Annotated in this window: 18 protein-coding genes; 2 read left to right on the forward strand and 16 right to left on the reverse strand. The window is 60.8% G+C overall.

Features of this window, described 5'->3' with window-relative positions:
* The 12 genes from ACXADQ_RS00365 to ACXADQ_RS00420 form a co-directional block, all read right to left on the reverse strand.
* Positions 1–750, reverse strand: a 750-nt coding sequence (locus ACXADQ_RS00365; RefSeq protein ID WP_475313762.1) for an ATPase, T2SS/T4P/T4SS family, incomplete at its 3' end; no start/stop codon positions are given.
* A gap of 4 nt (positions 751–754) precedes the next feature.
* The gene (locus tag ACXADQ_RS00370) at positions 755–2134 is read right to left on the reverse strand and encodes a TraB/TrbI/VirB10 family type IV secretion system protein (RefSeq protein ID WP_475313767.1); all 1380 of its coding nucleotides are present in this window, start codon (positions 2132–2134) and stop codon (positions 755–757) included.
* Positions 2131–2826 carry a TrbG/VirB9 family P-type conjugative transfer protein gene (locus ACXADQ_RS00375; protein WP_475313771.1) on the reverse strand — a complete coding sequence of 232 codons (696 nt, stop codon included), beginning with the start codon at positions 2824–2826 and terminating at the stop codon, positions 2131–2133. The genes ACXADQ_RS00370 and ACXADQ_RS00375 overlap by 4 nt, the downstream gene beginning before the upstream one ends.
* Positions 2827–2828: 2 nt before the next feature.
* Positions 2829–3482 (reverse strand): VirB8 family type IV secretion system protein, encoded by a 654-nt coding sequence (locus ACXADQ_RS00380; protein ID WP_475313775.1) that lies wholly within the window; start codon positions 3480–3482, stop codon positions 2829–2831.
* Positions 3483–3498: 16 nt separating this feature from the next.
* Entirely contained in the window at positions 3499–4308 is an 810-nt protein-coding gene (locus tag ACXADQ_RS00385) for a type IV secretion system protein (RefSeq protein WP_475313778.1), read from the reverse strand.
* Positions 4308–5396, reverse strand: coding sequence for a lytic transglycosylase domain-containing protein (locus tag ACXADQ_RS00390; RefSeq protein WP_475314241.1), 1089 nt, complete (start codon positions 5394–5396; stop codon positions 4308–4310). Before ACXADQ_RS00390 ends, ACXADQ_RS00385 begins: the two co-directional genes overlap by 1 nt.
* Positions 5397–5451: 55 nt before the next feature.
* A complete protein-coding gene (locus tag ACXADQ_RS00395) occupies positions 5452–5619 on the reverse strand; it encodes a hypothetical protein (RefSeq protein WP_475313781.1) in 168 nt (55 codons plus the stop codon).
* Positions 5616–7979: a VirB4 family type IV secretion/conjugal transfer ATPase gene (locus ACXADQ_RS00400; RefSeq protein ID WP_475313785.1), complete on the reverse strand. Its 2364-nt coding sequence runs from the start codon at positions 7977–7979 to the stop codon at positions 5616–5618. The genes ACXADQ_RS00395 and ACXADQ_RS00400 overlap by 4 nt, the downstream gene beginning before the upstream one ends.
* Positions 7969–8247, reverse strand: coding sequence for a VirB3 family type IV secretion system protein (locus tag ACXADQ_RS00405; protein WP_008327373.1), 279 nt, complete (start codon positions 8245–8247; stop codon positions 7969–7971). Before ACXADQ_RS00405 ends, ACXADQ_RS00400 begins: the two co-directional genes overlap by 11 nt.
* Positions 8240–8533 carry a TrbC/VirB2 family protein gene (locus ACXADQ_RS00410; RefSeq protein WP_475313787.1) on the reverse strand — a complete coding sequence of 98 codons (294 nt, stop codon included), beginning with the start codon at positions 8531–8533 and terminating at the stop codon, positions 8240–8242. Before ACXADQ_RS00410 ends, ACXADQ_RS00405 begins: the two co-directional genes overlap by 8 nt.
* Positions 8530–9144: a lytic transglycosylase domain-containing protein gene (locus tag ACXADQ_RS00415; RefSeq protein ID WP_197922768.1), complete on the reverse strand. Its 615-nt coding sequence runs from the start codon at positions 9142–9144 to the stop codon at positions 8530–8532. Before ACXADQ_RS00415 ends, ACXADQ_RS00410 begins: the two co-directional genes overlap by 4 nt.
* Before the next feature lie 43 nt (positions 9145–9187).
* Positions 9188–9556: a hypothetical protein gene (locus tag ACXADQ_RS00420; protein WP_008327368.1), complete on the reverse strand. Its 369-nt coding sequence runs from the start codon at positions 9554–9556 to the stop codon at positions 9188–9190.
* A gap of 210 nt (positions 9557–9766) precedes the next feature.
* On the opposite strand from ACXADQ_RS00420, the gene ACXADQ_RS00425 reads away from it, so the two are divergent.
* Positions 9767–10018 carry a hypothetical protein gene (locus ACXADQ_RS00425; RefSeq protein WP_008327366.1) on the forward strand — a complete coding sequence of 84 codons (252 nt, stop codon included), beginning with the start codon at positions 9767–9769 and terminating at the stop codon, positions 10016–10018.
* A 124-nt stretch (positions 10019–10142) separates the two neighbouring features.
* Positions 10143–10400, forward strand: a complete 258-nt coding sequence (locus tag ACXADQ_RS00430; protein WP_017470289.1) for a helix-turn-helix domain-containing protein — start codon at positions 10143–10145, stop codon at positions 10398–10400.
* Between the two features lie 517 nt (positions 10401–10917).
* Here ACXADQ_RS00430 and ACXADQ_RS00435 read toward each other — a convergent pair.
* From ACXADQ_RS00435 to ACXADQ_RS00450, 4 genes are all read right to left on the reverse strand, one after another.
* On the reverse strand, positions 10918–11613 hold the full coding sequence (locus ACXADQ_RS00435; protein WP_173674657.1) for a hypothetical protein: 696 nt from the start codon (positions 11611–11613) through the stop codon (positions 10918–10920).
* Positions 11614–11966: 353 nt separating this feature from the next.
* A complete protein-coding gene (locus ACXADQ_RS00440) occupies positions 11967–12278 on the reverse strand; it encodes a SpoIIAA family protein (RefSeq protein ID WP_007803481.1) in 312 nt (103 codons plus the stop codon).
* Positions 12250–13215 carry a cation diffusion facilitator family transporter gene (locus ACXADQ_RS00445; protein WP_007803480.1) on the reverse strand — a complete coding sequence of 322 codons (966 nt, stop codon included), beginning with the start codon at positions 13213–13215 and terminating at the stop codon, positions 12250–12252. Before ACXADQ_RS00445 ends, ACXADQ_RS00440 begins: the two co-directional genes overlap by 29 nt.
* Entirely contained in the window at positions 13205–13768 is a 564-nt protein-coding gene (locus ACXADQ_RS00450; RefSeq protein ID WP_475313803.1) for a transglutaminase-like domain-containing protein, read from the reverse strand. The genes ACXADQ_RS00445 and ACXADQ_RS00450 overlap by 11 nt, the downstream gene beginning before the upstream one ends.
* Positions 13769–13820 lie beyond the last annotated feature (52 nt).

The raw sequence follows: 13820 nt of genomic DNA on the forward strand, positions 1-13820 counted from the left end.
CGCTTCGAGGAAGGTCATGGCCTCCTTGCCGCGCACCTCGCCGAGGATAATCCGGTCCGGGCGCATGCGCAGCGTTGCGGTGAGCAGCACGTCGGCTGTCTGGAATTCCGCATCGCGATTGGCGATGAGGGTCACGGCATTGGGCTGGGTCGGCAGAAGCTCGGCGGCTTCCTCGATGGTGACGATCCGTTCATCGGCAGGCACATGCGAGAGGATCTTCCGCGCAACGACGGTCTTGCCGGTTGAGGTGCCGCCCGAGACGATCAGGTTGAGTTTGTTCTCGACGCAGAAGGCCAGGGCATCGTCGATCACGCCTGCGGCCACCACCTCGCGGAGTTCGCGGGTTTTCTCGAGGCGGAGTTCTTCAAGCTTGCGTTCTTTGCCGTAGAGGAAATCAAGCGCGATCCCGTCGAGCGGCAGGCTTGAGAAGAACCGTAGGCTGATCGACATGGCAGAGAGCACAGCGGGTGGTGTGATGACCTGGGCCCGGATCGGGCGGCCCTTGTAGGTGATCGAGACCGAGACGATGGGGCGGTCCTTGCTCATCGTGGTGTTTGCGGAAGAGGCGATCTGGTTGCCGAGGTCTTTCACCTCTGTCGTGGTCAACGCCTGCTCCAGCTTTCGCATGAAGTGATCGCCCTGGAGTTCTCCCCAGCAGGTGCCATCGGGATTGATGCAGATCTCGATGACATCGTCGCGTGCGGCGGCGTCGATCCGATCAAGCGAGGTCTGGAGATAGCTCAGCGACATGGCATCAAAAAATCTCCAGATCGCGGTCGACCATGACAGTGACGCGGGCGCCTTGGTCAACGTAGATGACTGGACCGATGGAGAGGTAGTCGCCAATCACACTATCCGTGGCATCGGCCAGATCATCGCCCACGTCTTCGAGCACATCTGCGGCGGTCTCATCCTGAACATTTGCTGCGGCGGCGCTTGGCGCTGCTGATATCAATGAAATCAGCGCCGCCGAGCCGAAACGCTCATCGAAGCGTGTGTCGACAAAACCGGTCACACCAGAGCGGCCCAACTCATCACCGCCGAAGGAGCTGATCTGGATGGTTTGATTGTCGGGCAGGATGATCCGGTCCCAAGCGATCGTGACGCGGCGCTGCGCGATATCGACACCAGAGCGATACCGCCCGATGAGACGGGATCCGCGCGGGATCAGGTGCCGAGAACCGTCGAAACTGAACACATCCTCGGACACTACGGCCCGGGTCTGGCCGGGCAGGGAGCTGTCTAGGGCGGTTTCCATGACGGCCTGGATCATCGTGCCCTGGATGATGGTGTTGGACGGATTGGCGATGACTTCTGCCTGCGTCACCGAAGTGGGCAACGCGCCGTTCAGAACGAAATCCGTCACTTCGCCGAAGGTGCGTTCGGTCAGGGCCGTCTCATTCGCGCCTGAGGTGCCGCCAAAGGCGATGGTGGGCGAGGTGATGCGGCGTTCTTGGAATGCACGTTCTTCGGCCGCGCGGCGTTCAAGTTCGGCCAGCCGTCTTGCTTCTTCTTCGCGGCGGAGCCGTTCTTCTTCCCGCGCACGCAATTCGTCCTCTGTGGGTCCGATGGGTGCTGGAAGGGGGCGATTGGCCTCAAGCTGTGCGAGTTCGAGGTCCATGCGGAGTTGCTCCAGTTCGCGATCGCGTGCCGTAAGTTCATCGCGAAACTGCTGTTGCGCGGCTTCTGACGCCGCTTGCAGAGCCGCGATCTGGGCCGTCAGCGCATCGATCGCTTCGGCGGCAGCGGTATCTTCTTCGACCACCGGTTCGGGCGCGTTGCGCAATTCCTCGATCTGCGCCTGCAGGGCGGCGAGTTGCGCCAAGAGCTCGGCATTGGGTTCCACCGGCTCTGGTGCGACCAGAACGACTTCGGGCTCTGGTGGGGGAAGGGTTTCGATGGCGCCAAACCCGTCGCCTTCGTTCTGGAAGACGTCCGGTGTGGCCGTGGGCAGGGCTTCCTCTTCCTCGGGTTGGGACATGAAATAGAGCAGTGAACCACCTATGCCGATCACGAGGACAACGACCAAAGCGAGCAGGGGAGAGCGCCGTGGGGAAGGGGGTGAGCTCGCGCCTTTGCCTTGCTCGAGGGCGGCGAGGCGCTTTTCGAGGTCCGCGTTTCCGGTTTCGCTCATGATCCGACCCCCGCAGGTGGTGTGGCCTCGATACAGACCACCTCGTCACCGATCCGCAGCACCCATTGCCTGTTCACCCCGGAAATCCGGATCACGCCGTCCGCGGTGGCCGTCGTGTTGACTGTCCTTTCTCGGCTATTGGCGTAGCGGAAGATCGCAGGCACCGGCGCGTTCCGCGGAAATTCGAAATACGTAAAGGTCCCGTCATCCCAGACACGGGTGGGGGTGAACTCGGTCCGCGCGCTGGCACCGTAATTATAGTTCGGCGCTTGGGCCGCTATGGCACGTGTGGGCCGCGTATTGTCTTCGGGGTAGCGGAACTGGACCACGTAAAAGGTCGGACTGCGGGTCTCCTGGACGTTGAAGTAATAACTGCGCCTGTTCGTGTAGACGGTCACATTGGTATGCACCCCGCGCGCCACCGGCTTGATCGCAAAGGCCTGCCCGCCCGGGACACCGTCAATTTCAAAGCCCTCCGTGTCGCCGGCAATGATCGAGCGGATGCTCTCGCCTTCGCCGAACTCAACGGTGGTCACGTGGGTCAGCGAGACATTGAGACGATAGACCTGGCCCTCCTGATAGGTGGCCAGCCGAACCCGATTGTCATTGGGACCGCCGCGCGGGATGGCTTCGGCGGAGGCAAGGCCGGGCAACAGGGCAATGACAAAAACAAGCGATCTTGTGAACAACAACGTCAGTTCTCCAATCTGTCGGAGCGGATGGAATATTCGAGGACCGTGAAGCCGAAGGGGTTGGTCCAGACCTCATCGATGGAGCGGCGGGTCTCGGGACGGAACTCGAAGAGAAGCGTGGCGGTGAAGAGCCCCGTTTGGACGCCATTGATGGATGTCAGGCGCTTGCGCAGGCGGACGGTGGCGCGGTTCGTACCGATCCGGTTGATGCTGAGGATTTCCACGTCGAGCCGGGCGTTCGGGCCATAGACCGTCGGCGGATAATTCTCGTTGGCGCTGTTCCAGATCTGGCGCAGCCCGCTCTCGGCAGCTCCGTCCGAGCGGCGCAGGACGTTGCGGATGCGCAGATCGTTGTCGAGCTGGTTATAGACCTCCCGGTCGGTCACATAGCGGAACACCTCCGCCTCGATGATCGCCTGGTTGGCGGTCACCGAGGAGGCGCCCACCGAGGCTTCGGGGAGTGCGAAGCCGGTGGCGGGATCATAGGGGACAACGACGGGGGGCGGGTCGACATCGAGGATCGAGACAGCCGCGGCACTCAGACAGCCGATGACACCAAAGACAAGGCCCATCAGGCCAAGGCGTTGCCAGAGCCGTTCGCGGCGCAGCGCGCCATAGACCAGCTCTTCTTCGATGATTTCTTGTTCACTCGCCACCTGTCACAACCCTTGATCAGTCTGCCCGCAACTCGGGCAGCGTGAAGTCCATAAACCGCTGCTCCTCGGCAATGGTGGCGGCATCGATCACACCGCCGGTGCCATCGCCCACGGTCCGCACGGCCTCAAGCTGCCACATGGCGACCAGTGCGATGGCAAGCTCCGCCGTTACGCGGGTGTTGAGATCGACGCTTTCCTTGAGTTCATCCATGTCATCGATGAGACCGACCAACCGGTCGACGCGTTCCAGCGATTGGCCCGCGTCCTCGTAGCTGTTCTGGGCCGCCGCCGAGACGAGCGCGCCGGTGGTGGCCTGCGTCGCCACGCGGTTGGCCCCGGGATTTCCGCTGGTGGCCATTTCCGAGAGGGTGTCATCGTCAAATCCGAGATCGGCCAGTACCCGGTCCATCTGGGTTTCGATTTCGCCCGCACCGGAACCGGACAGGCCAGAAAAGTCTCCCGTCTTGATCGCTTCGATGGTGGCGAGGATGTCTCCGAACTCCTGATCGAGCAGGCCGTTCAGCTCATCCTCCATCTCGGTGCGGATGATTTCTGGAAGATCGGCGAGGCGGGTGAGGGCCTCGTAGGTTCTTTGCAGCTCCGCGAGTTGGTCCGTGAGTGTGGCAAGCTGTTCGCGGAGCTGCGTCAGCTGCTCGTTTTGCAAGATCTCGTCTTCGATCATCTGCCGGAGCTGCTGGATGTTTTGCGCGATGTTTTGCGTGTCGACGACGGGCACGCCTTGCGCCGCGGCAGGGGAGAGGGCTGCCAGATGCAGGCCAATCCCAAGCGTCGTGGCCAAGGCCGTCCTCATGAGCAAATCTCTCATCAGTCTATCTCCCTGATCGTGAATTCCATGAAGGCGCCCTTGGCCATGCGGGCGCTGGCCTGCGCCAGTTCTTCGGCGGAAAGGATGCGGGTGCGCGCCGCCTGTAGCCGGATGCGGGCCGCGACGAGACGCACGAGTTCGGCGCGGGCATAGGTGTTGAGCGCGATGCTTTCCTGAACATCTTCCGTTTCGGAAATCCGTTCCACGATATCCGCGATGCGCAGGGCGGCCTGCCTGATCGCGGCAGGAGAGTTGTTGCCATAGAGGGCAGCCCCATGCCCGGTGATCGAGAGGTTGGCATTGGCCAGTAACGCGGGGTCGATCGTGCCGAGCGCTTCGATGCCACCGATGCGGCTCAGATAGAGATTGTAGCGTTCGGGAATGACCTGGACGTAATGCTGGGTCTCGGCAAAGGGCGGGACACCGCCATATTCAAACACCCGGCCGGGTCCTGCGTTATAGGCGGCGAGCGCGTTGATGATATCACCGTCTAAGGTGTTCAGTTGCGTTGCGAGATAGCGCGCGCCGCCATGCACCTGCAGGTAGGGGCTGTCGTAGTATTCCGGGTTGATGCCGAGATCGCTGGCGGTGCCGGGCATGATCTGGGTGAGACCAAAGGCGCCGACCGGCGAGCGCGCGCCGATGGTAAACCGGCTTTCCTGCCAGATGAGCGCCTGTAGGAGTGCGCGCCATTGGACTGGGGAGAGGCCCGCGCGGCCCACACCGGCAAACCCGCTGGTTTCCTGGGCGACGCGGATGATGAGCTGCTCGATGTTTTCCGATGCGTCCCCGAACATCTGTGCGCCGCCGGGATTGGGGTTGATCTCGGCATTGCCGTAGACCGCTTCGACGGAACGGTCCGGATCGCCGCTGCCGCTTTCCAGCCCAGAGACCATCGCCGGCAGGCCCTGACCACCAAAGCTGGTCTGGGCATCGAGGATGCGCTGCAGGGTTGCGAGTTGCTCGCGTTCGATCTCGGCGATGAGCTCGCGCACGGACAGCTTGTCGGCCTGGATCGCAAGGTCGGCCTCGCGATCGCCGGTCTCGACGATATCGCGCGCGGTCAGCCCACTGTCATTGGTCGGCACGCCTTGAGACAAGGCGAGACCGGGCAGCAGGCAAAGCGCCACGATATGAGGCAGCTTAGACCTCAACGTCACCCTCCGGGGTGCCAAGGGGCGTGAAGGAACATTCGGGTGCGACAGGTGCCGTCGAGGCGAGGAAGGTAAAGCAATTGGCCTGCGGTTCTTGGTACTGGGCGCAGGAAGCCAAAGTGCCAAACGCGGCAAGGAGCAACAAAATGCGTGTCATGAAAGTCTCCAGAAGTCCGGGCGGTCGCGGTAATCGGCGCCGACCAGCGCCTCGCCTTTTTCCATGCCGCCGAGGATGGTGAGATTGGGCCCGAGGGCGCTCAGATCGGCATCGACGACGATCGAGCCCTGGTCGTCGCGGATGAGCGCAAGGCGGCTGTCGCTGCCGGTGTTGAGAAGCACGTCGAGTTCCTTCTCATAGAGGTTCAGCATCGCGTAGTCGGCGGCATGGGCGCGGATGTTCGGGAGCAGGATCTGCGTCGGCACCGCCTCGACGATGGTCTTGCCGGTCCGCGTGCGCTCGAGCTGGCTTGCGTATTGCGTCATCATCACCGCGACGGTGTTCTGCTTGCGCGCGGTCACGAGCCAGTTCGACAGCCGCTCTGCGAAATACGCGTTGTCGAGCGCCTTCCAGGCCTCGTCGATCACGATGATGGTGGGACGGCGATCCTCGATCTCGCGCTCGACCCGGCGGAAGAGATAGGAGAGGACGGCCATGCGTTCTTTCTCGGCCTCGCTGTCGAGAATGCCGGTGAGATCGAAGCCAACGACATCGCCTTCAAGCGAGAAGGTGTCTTCCAGCGTTTGTCCGAAGATCCAGCCGTAGCGGCCCTCTTCCGTCCATTCGAGCAGGCGCTGGTGCAGATCGCCGCCATCGTCGGTCGACACAAAGAGCGATGCGAAATCCTTCCAGTTCCGCAGGGCTGGATTGGAGGCCTGCGCGTTCTGGCGGACGACTTCCTGGATGCGGTTGGTCTGGGCAGGTGTCAGTGGCTTGTCGGCACGATAGAGCAGTGTGGCGAGCCAGTCCGAGAGCCATGCTGTGCCGCGACTATCGGTTTCGGTCCAGAGCGGGTTGAGGCCTGTGGGTTGGCCGGCTTTAAGGGAGGCGTAGCGGCCGCCATTGGCGCGGACCGCCATCTCCATACCGAGACGGTAATCGAAGACGAAGATCCGCGCCCCTGCTCGACGGGCTTGTGTCATGAGAAAGGCCGACAGCACTGATTTGCCCGATCCGGGCCGCCCCATGATCAGTGTATGCCCGCTGGTGGGTTCTTTGTCGGGGCTGCCTTGCTCGTGATAGGAGAAACGATAGGCGCTCTGCTCGGGCGTGGGCAGATAGGTGATAACCTTGCCCCAGGGTGTTTTCTGAGCAGGCTTACCAAGCTGCGTCCGATGAAACGCCGCGAAATCCGCGAAGTTGCGGTTGGTGATTGCACTGGCACGGACGCGCTTGGGCTGGTTGCCGGGATGCTGGCTGAGGTAATGCGCCTTGGCGGCGACCCGCTCACCGATCATCTTAACGCCTTCGGCGGCGGCGGCGTTGACGATCTCTGCGCTCAGTGTCTGCAATTCGTCCAGCGTATCGCAGAAGATCGTCACGACCATGTGGTGCTCACCAAAGCTCTGGCGCTTGGCCTCCAAATCATCGGCGGCGATGTCGAGCGCTTCCATCAGCGACAGGGCCGCATCCTGGGAGGCCTGCATCTGGCGCTTTTGCCGCTTGATCCGGCCCGCCATGAGGTTCGAATTGATCGGCGTGAAGGAATGCGTGACGATCATGTCGACCGGCAAGTTCAGCATGTCGAACATGGTGCAGGAGGTTGCCTCGGAATATTCCCCGATGGTGAAGCTCTTGCCGTAGCGGAGGCCCACGACGCCTTCGGAAAGCTCGAAATAATCGCCTTGAAACGTGACGCGGGTATTGGCGACATTGAAGGACAGGAAGCCATAGGTATTGGCCGGATAAAGCGGCAATTCCTGGCCGGTATTCAGCGCCCCCAGAAAGCCGATCAACTCGCCGGACTTGGCCGAAAGCACTCGTGGGTTCAACTCGGCGAGGCCCGACAGGAACACGCTCACGGCCTCGCCCAACCGACGCAGACGCCTCTCGGTGGCCTCTTTCAGCCGGTCGGGCGCGCTTCGGTTCAGGAAGGGCAGAACGCTTTTTGGGGGTGGGCGATGAATGACGGTGAGCGTCAGGGTTTTGTCGCGCAACCCGCTGGTCTCGAGCTTCTTGCGCCAGAGCCGGTCAACTTCTCCAGCAAAACTGTCATCGCGCACCGGCTCCAGGTCCGGTGTGATCGCCTTGGAGACCTTGTGGACGTAGTAGCTGAATTCCGGCCCCAGCTGCGCGATGATCCGGGCAAAAAGCGCGGTCACCTTGTCGAGATAGGCATCATCCGTCGTGTAGCTATTGACCCCGTCGAGCCGGATGCACTGGAAAAGCTCGTTGACCCGGGTTCGCACGGTGCGGTCATCGACCAGGCTGACATAGGGAAGCATATGCGCGAGGCGGGTTTCGCGGGCATACCAGTCCGGCGTCATCGTGCGGAGATCGAGCGCAGTATCACGGGGCATAACTGTCCCCACCGTGGATGGAGCGGTTCCGCGTGGGCGGTGTCTCCTGCAGCGCCGTCATCATCACGTCGATGAAGCGCGGGTCCCAATCGGCCGCCTTCCAAAGCACGGGGTAGAGCAGGGCGGCCACGCCCAGCACCGCGATGTGCTGGACCCAGACGAAGAGCAGCACCGAGCCAAAGAGCCAGACCATCGCATACATGATGGGCAGGCCCAGAAGCTTGGGCGGCCGCACGAGGCCGAGAAAGAGTGGCGAGCGCTCAGCCACCGGCGAAGACCGCGGCGACGATGGTAGGAGCGGCGGCAACACCGGCGATGCCGACGAGAACCCAGAGGGCTTGGCGCAGATCAATGATATTGAAGAACCAGCTCAAGAAAACGCCGAGGACCGCGAGCGTTGCGATGACAACACCAAGCGGGCCGGTCAATGCATCGACGATGCCCTGTAAAAGGCTCTGGATCGGTGAGAGATCGATGCTTTGAGCAAGCGCAGGCTCTGCGAGGAGCAGGAAGAGCGCGAGCGACGCAACAAACAGGTTAGATATGTGCTTCATGAATTTGATCCTTCCAAACGGGCCACGACGGCCATGACACGGGCCACGTGGTTCTGGGTTTCTCGGTAGGGGGGAATGCCACCGTGTTGGCGCACGGCGTCGGGACCGGCGTTGTAGGCCGCCAGCGCCAGATGCGGATCGCCGAAGCGCTCCAGCATCATCGCGAGGTAGCGGGCAGAGCCGTCGAGGTTCTGCAGCGGATCACGCGGGTCGACGCCCAGATCACGCGCCGTCGCTGGCATCAATTGACCAAGGCCAATGGCACCTGCACTTGAAATCGCATCCTGCCGGTAGGCGCTCTCAACCTCGATATTGGCTCGATAGAGAGCTAGCCAATCCGTCACGGAAAGCCCCGCGCGACGCAGGCCGGGATGGCCGGCATAGCGCAAGGCCGTGGTCTGAATCCCGGAGAGGACATCGGCGCGGGGCAGGGGAGTCGGGCGGGCAAGGGCCGCGACTTGGACGCCCTCTTGCTCGGCCTCTACCTCGCCGAAGATCGCGATCCCATCGGAGGCCGAACTCTGACCAATCCCTTCATTGTAGTTTCGAGCAAAGCTGCTCTGAGAGCGGGACGGGGTCAGGGAGCCGTCGCTCTCCATGACCAGGACCATTTGCGCTGAGGCAGGTGCTGCGACCAGCCAGAGACAGACGAGGTTAGCTGCCAGCGCCCTTGTCTGATGGGGCTTTGTCTGGCGGCGCAAATTTGTGCGTACGGCTTGTCCCCGCCTCAAGCGGCAGGTCGACATGCGCAAAACCAAGGCCAATGAAGAAAGACACCACGCCGGAGATCGTCTTGAACTCGCGGATCTTGATATCGTTGTAGGTCGTCCGCGTGCGGGCGGTGACGAGGAGCTTTTCCACCCCGTCATCAGAGACAACACGCATGATCCAGACCCCGTAATAGCTGGGGCCTTTCTTGTGTGCCGACTCTTGGCACAGGATTTCTGCGCTATAGCCGCTTTCCACGAGTTCGCGGAACCTGGCTTCCGTAACCACATTTGGTGCTTCGATGTCCCAGTTCATGGCCCGGCTCACGCTTTCTCCAATGGCGCGACCCCAGGCATTCCTACTTGAAGCCCAGAGTTACGATAGTATATTATCAACCGCAAGATGTAATATCGTGCTTTGGCTGTAGTTTGGTTACGCAAACACTAGTCACGGCCAGTGTCCGCGATCAAGGAGATAACAGGTTTGAGAAACCCAAGGTTGACATGCCTGCTCCCATTGCAAGCTATGGCCCTTCTGATCTGCGTTCCTGGGCCGGTTTTGGCGGAATCCTGCTTTGCGCCATCCCGTCCTTTCCTGCCAAGCGATTCGCAGGCCGCGCGGGACTATGCGGATATCATCCGCGGCGACTTCGAAGATTACATTCAGGATATCCAGAGCTACTTCCGTTGCCTCGACGGTGAACGGGCCCGCGCCTTCGAGGAAGCGCGCGAAGTCAGCGAGGAATATGGCCGGTTCCTGCAATTGGTAGGGGATTGATGGGCAACCTCGGGAGCATCAGACTTGCAGCCCATGGAAACCAGACGCCGATAACACCCTCAAGTATCTACTTTTTAGATAACAGATTTCATCCGCTAGCGACGTCACAAAAGGTATGTGACGCGTGGCAAAGACAATCAGAAGCAAGGGACAAGTGGCACTCTGTCAGGCGTTGGTCGACGCCCGTGTCAAAGCGGGCCTTGGTCAGAAAGACCTGGCAGACAGGCTCAGATGCCACCAGTCCCTTATTGCCCGCCTTGAGAGCGGCCAGCGCCGGGTCGACGTTGTCGAGCTGGTCGTCTTGGCGCGCGCCATCGGCTTTGACCCGTTCGAGGTTCTGGCGATCGTTGAAGCCGCCACGGAGCCCGACCACAGGATTTGAAGCCAATGAATTGTTGAGAACACGGGAACCCACTTTCCCGGTCTGATGATCATTTCCTCATCGAGGACCAGTTAGCCAACATCAAAGAAGCCCGGCGCGCGGTCGTAGTGAACGCTCTGCAACCCCACGCCGCAATTCGCAGCGCCGCAGTGCAGGAAGCCAGTAAACAGTGAACGAAGATAAGGGTGAGGGCGTCGCGATCGCCAATCTGATCGGGACCGATGGGTGCAGTGTTGTTGGTTGGGTTTATCGCTGGAGGACAGGCTCACATGCGGTGATGTGGGACGTCCAAGGGCCCCAGCCGGTATCGGAAACCCGGCCGGATATAAGTGACGAACAGAAGCAAGAAATCGACTTCGATGCGCTGACGAGGATCGGAAGAAGCGACGACGGGTGAACAGAGCGAACCCGCGGTGTTTGCCTAAACGCCAAACAGCATGTGGACCGCGAAGCGTATGCGGTGCGGTCGTGCAAGCCAAAGGCGCCGTCTTCCATGACAAATCTACGTAGCGGCAGGTCAGTAGTTCACCTGCTCGAACCCGTAGTTGCCGTCATAGTCACGCCAATCGACGAAGACGGATCGGTGATAAATGCCAGGGCAATGCTCGCCCCAACGTTCAAGTCCCACATGGGCCTCGGGCAGGGCAGTTATCGAAGATCGCTGCCATGAGAAATCGCCTTGGGTCCCGTAGGTGCCGAGGACCACGGTCGCGCTTCGGTTACAATCCCCATCGCGCCCGGACTCGTGCTGTCGTGCATACCGTACATCGAAGACGCGGATGGACCGCACGAAATTGAACTCTGGCCCGCTGATATCGATGTCCGCGCGGTCCTGAACGAGCCGCAGGGCGAGGTCGGTGGGAACGAGATTATCTACTGGCAAGGATTGAAGCGGTCGACGGCTGTCGGTTCGGTACAAGGCTTCAAAGATGCCGCCAGCGTTGTTTTGTAACCGATCGTTCTCGTAGGAGGCGCCCATGGGACAGCGCCAGATTTGCAGCGGTGGTTCGACCGGCCAAGGTGTAATCCGCCGGATAAATTCGGCGCGGGCTCGGGCGCAAGGGACGGAAGCAGGCCAGCCGCCAGACAGGCACAAGAGGATCGCGCAATCGATCGGGTATGTCTGCGCGCGGGCGGGTATTGGCAGCGAAGAACCTGTCACGGTCAAAGCGACTGCGACCGAGGGGAGGAGCTTCTTGAGTAAATGGCGCATGCTGTGGAGCCTCCGTGATAGGAGTTCAGCATACATACAATAATATACTATCGCAACGCTAAGTATAAAGTCGCATAATGAAGTTTATGTTAACCAACTGGCGCCCTGAGCCGCTAAAACATTACGATTTGATAATGCCCCGGCAAGGGCAGTGCCACCGTACCAAAGTTACTCCTTTGCGAAAGGAGCGACCATGTTCAGAACTTTCGGATTGCTCTTGGGTCTCGCAACTGCTGTAGTTCTTTTGTTTATGGTTTCGAACAGATGCTGTCTTCTGCGAAGGCATCTGATTGAAAGCTACTCTACCTTTCACTTGCCCAGGCGATTGCCGCCTTCATTTCCGCCGGGTCGAACTAACGGAGTTCTGCCGTGGTCAGCACGTCGGCGAACCTGGTTCCCCACTCCAACAAAGCCCCTTCGCCCACCACAGCGACGCGGCGGAAGTCATTCCTATGGGCTGTGTCGATTTTCAGATCTTCGAGCAGAGCGGACGGCCCATCGTAGCCTTCGAACCTCGTGAGATCGAGAACCAGGCCGGGCTTACTTGTCTCTTGCAGGCGCTCATGAAGCAGGGCGTGCATCCGTTTCAGGTCGCTTTCGCTGAGCTTGCCCTCGCAGGCGAGGCCAATCGTGTCGTCATGAGCTGTCAGTGTCTCGGTGAACATGGTTTTCCTCCTCTTTTTCCGGTTTGCCGTGACCGTAAAGGTCAGCGTTTTCGTGTGCGCGGTCTTCGTGCTCAAATTCCAGACTCGAATGACCGATGCTGAAATCGTCCTTCAGCCGGTCCTTGATCGCGGCCTTGATCTTTTCGATTTGACCCCAGCCGTCCGCTGTCAGCACGACGTGGCAGTCCAGAGCCGCCTCGTGCTCCTGCATCTGCCACAGATGCACGTGATGAACGTCCGCGACACCATCCACACCCCGCATCGCCTGAACGACGGTTTCATTATCGATGTCCGGTGGACTGCCGAGCATCAGCGTCCGAATCGGACCGCCGATCTCGGTAAATGCGAGGTAGAGGATGTAGAGAGCGATGCCGATGGTGATCGCCGGGTCGACCCACCGCATGTTGTAGAGGAGGATGAGCGAGCCGCCGATGATGACCGCCACGGAGGCCAAAGCGTCCGATAGGTTGTGCAGGAAGAGCGCACGGATGTTCACGCTGCCTTTCTGCATCGAATAGGTGAGCAGCGCCGTCAACGTGTCGACGACCAGTGCCACACCGCCCAGGATCACCACCGTCCAGCCCTGTACCTCTGGTGGGTCGATCATGCGCATGCCACCCTCGTAGATCAGGTAGAAGCCGATCAGGATAAGTGTCGTGTAGTTGATGAGCGCTGCGACGATTTCTACCCGCCCATAGCCGAAGGTCATGCGCTTGTCCGCCGGGCGGCGAGCGATCTTACGCGCGAAGAAGGCGATCACCAGCGACGCCATGTCCGAGAAATTGTGGAGGGCATCCGCGATCAGCGCGAGGCTGCCGGAAAGGATCCCGCCGACGATCTGCGCGACCGTCAGGAGGCCGTTGGCCCAGATGGCGATGGAGACGCGACGATCACCGGATTGAGGATCGATGTGGGCGTGGCCGTGATCATGCGGCACGGTTCGTCTCCTCATGGCGGTGGTTCGGCCGATCGAATCCGGGGACCGGCGGCAAGATTCCGCGGCGGATGCGGCGAACCCTGGCATTCATCCAGTGACGGATGACGTGGCGATAGAGCAAGTCGCGCACAAATCCGAAGTTCTGGCGGTGATTGACCCATCCGTCGCCCAAGTCCACCTCTACCCAGGAGTGGAGGATTTCGGACGGCGCGAGGGGATAGACGAGTTCCGGAACGACGCCTCTCTGAAGCGCCTTGTGGATTGTGAACCCGTGCAGTCGGCAGCGAACTCCCACGCCACGCAGCAGGGCCATGAGGAGCGTGCCCTTGGTGTTGCACTGCCCGTGGCCATCTGCGAGGACCTCGGACGCCGGAATGTCGTCGGCGCGGTTGTAGCCGAAGGTAATCTCGTTCCTGACGAAATCATAGATGGCCCCAGTTCGGTCCTCGCTGGGAAGGTCTGCCCAGCCGCGCTCCTCGATCAGTTTTGCAATTGAGGTCGCGTCAAAATCCAGCAGCCGGGTTTTGGCCGAATGAGGGTCGGCGGGGTTCACGGGATAGCTCCTCGAATTGTTCACGAGAATATGTAGTTGCTACAGTCACTAT

It is taken from the genome of Thalassovita sp. ABM4_323 (assembly GCF_056158665.1).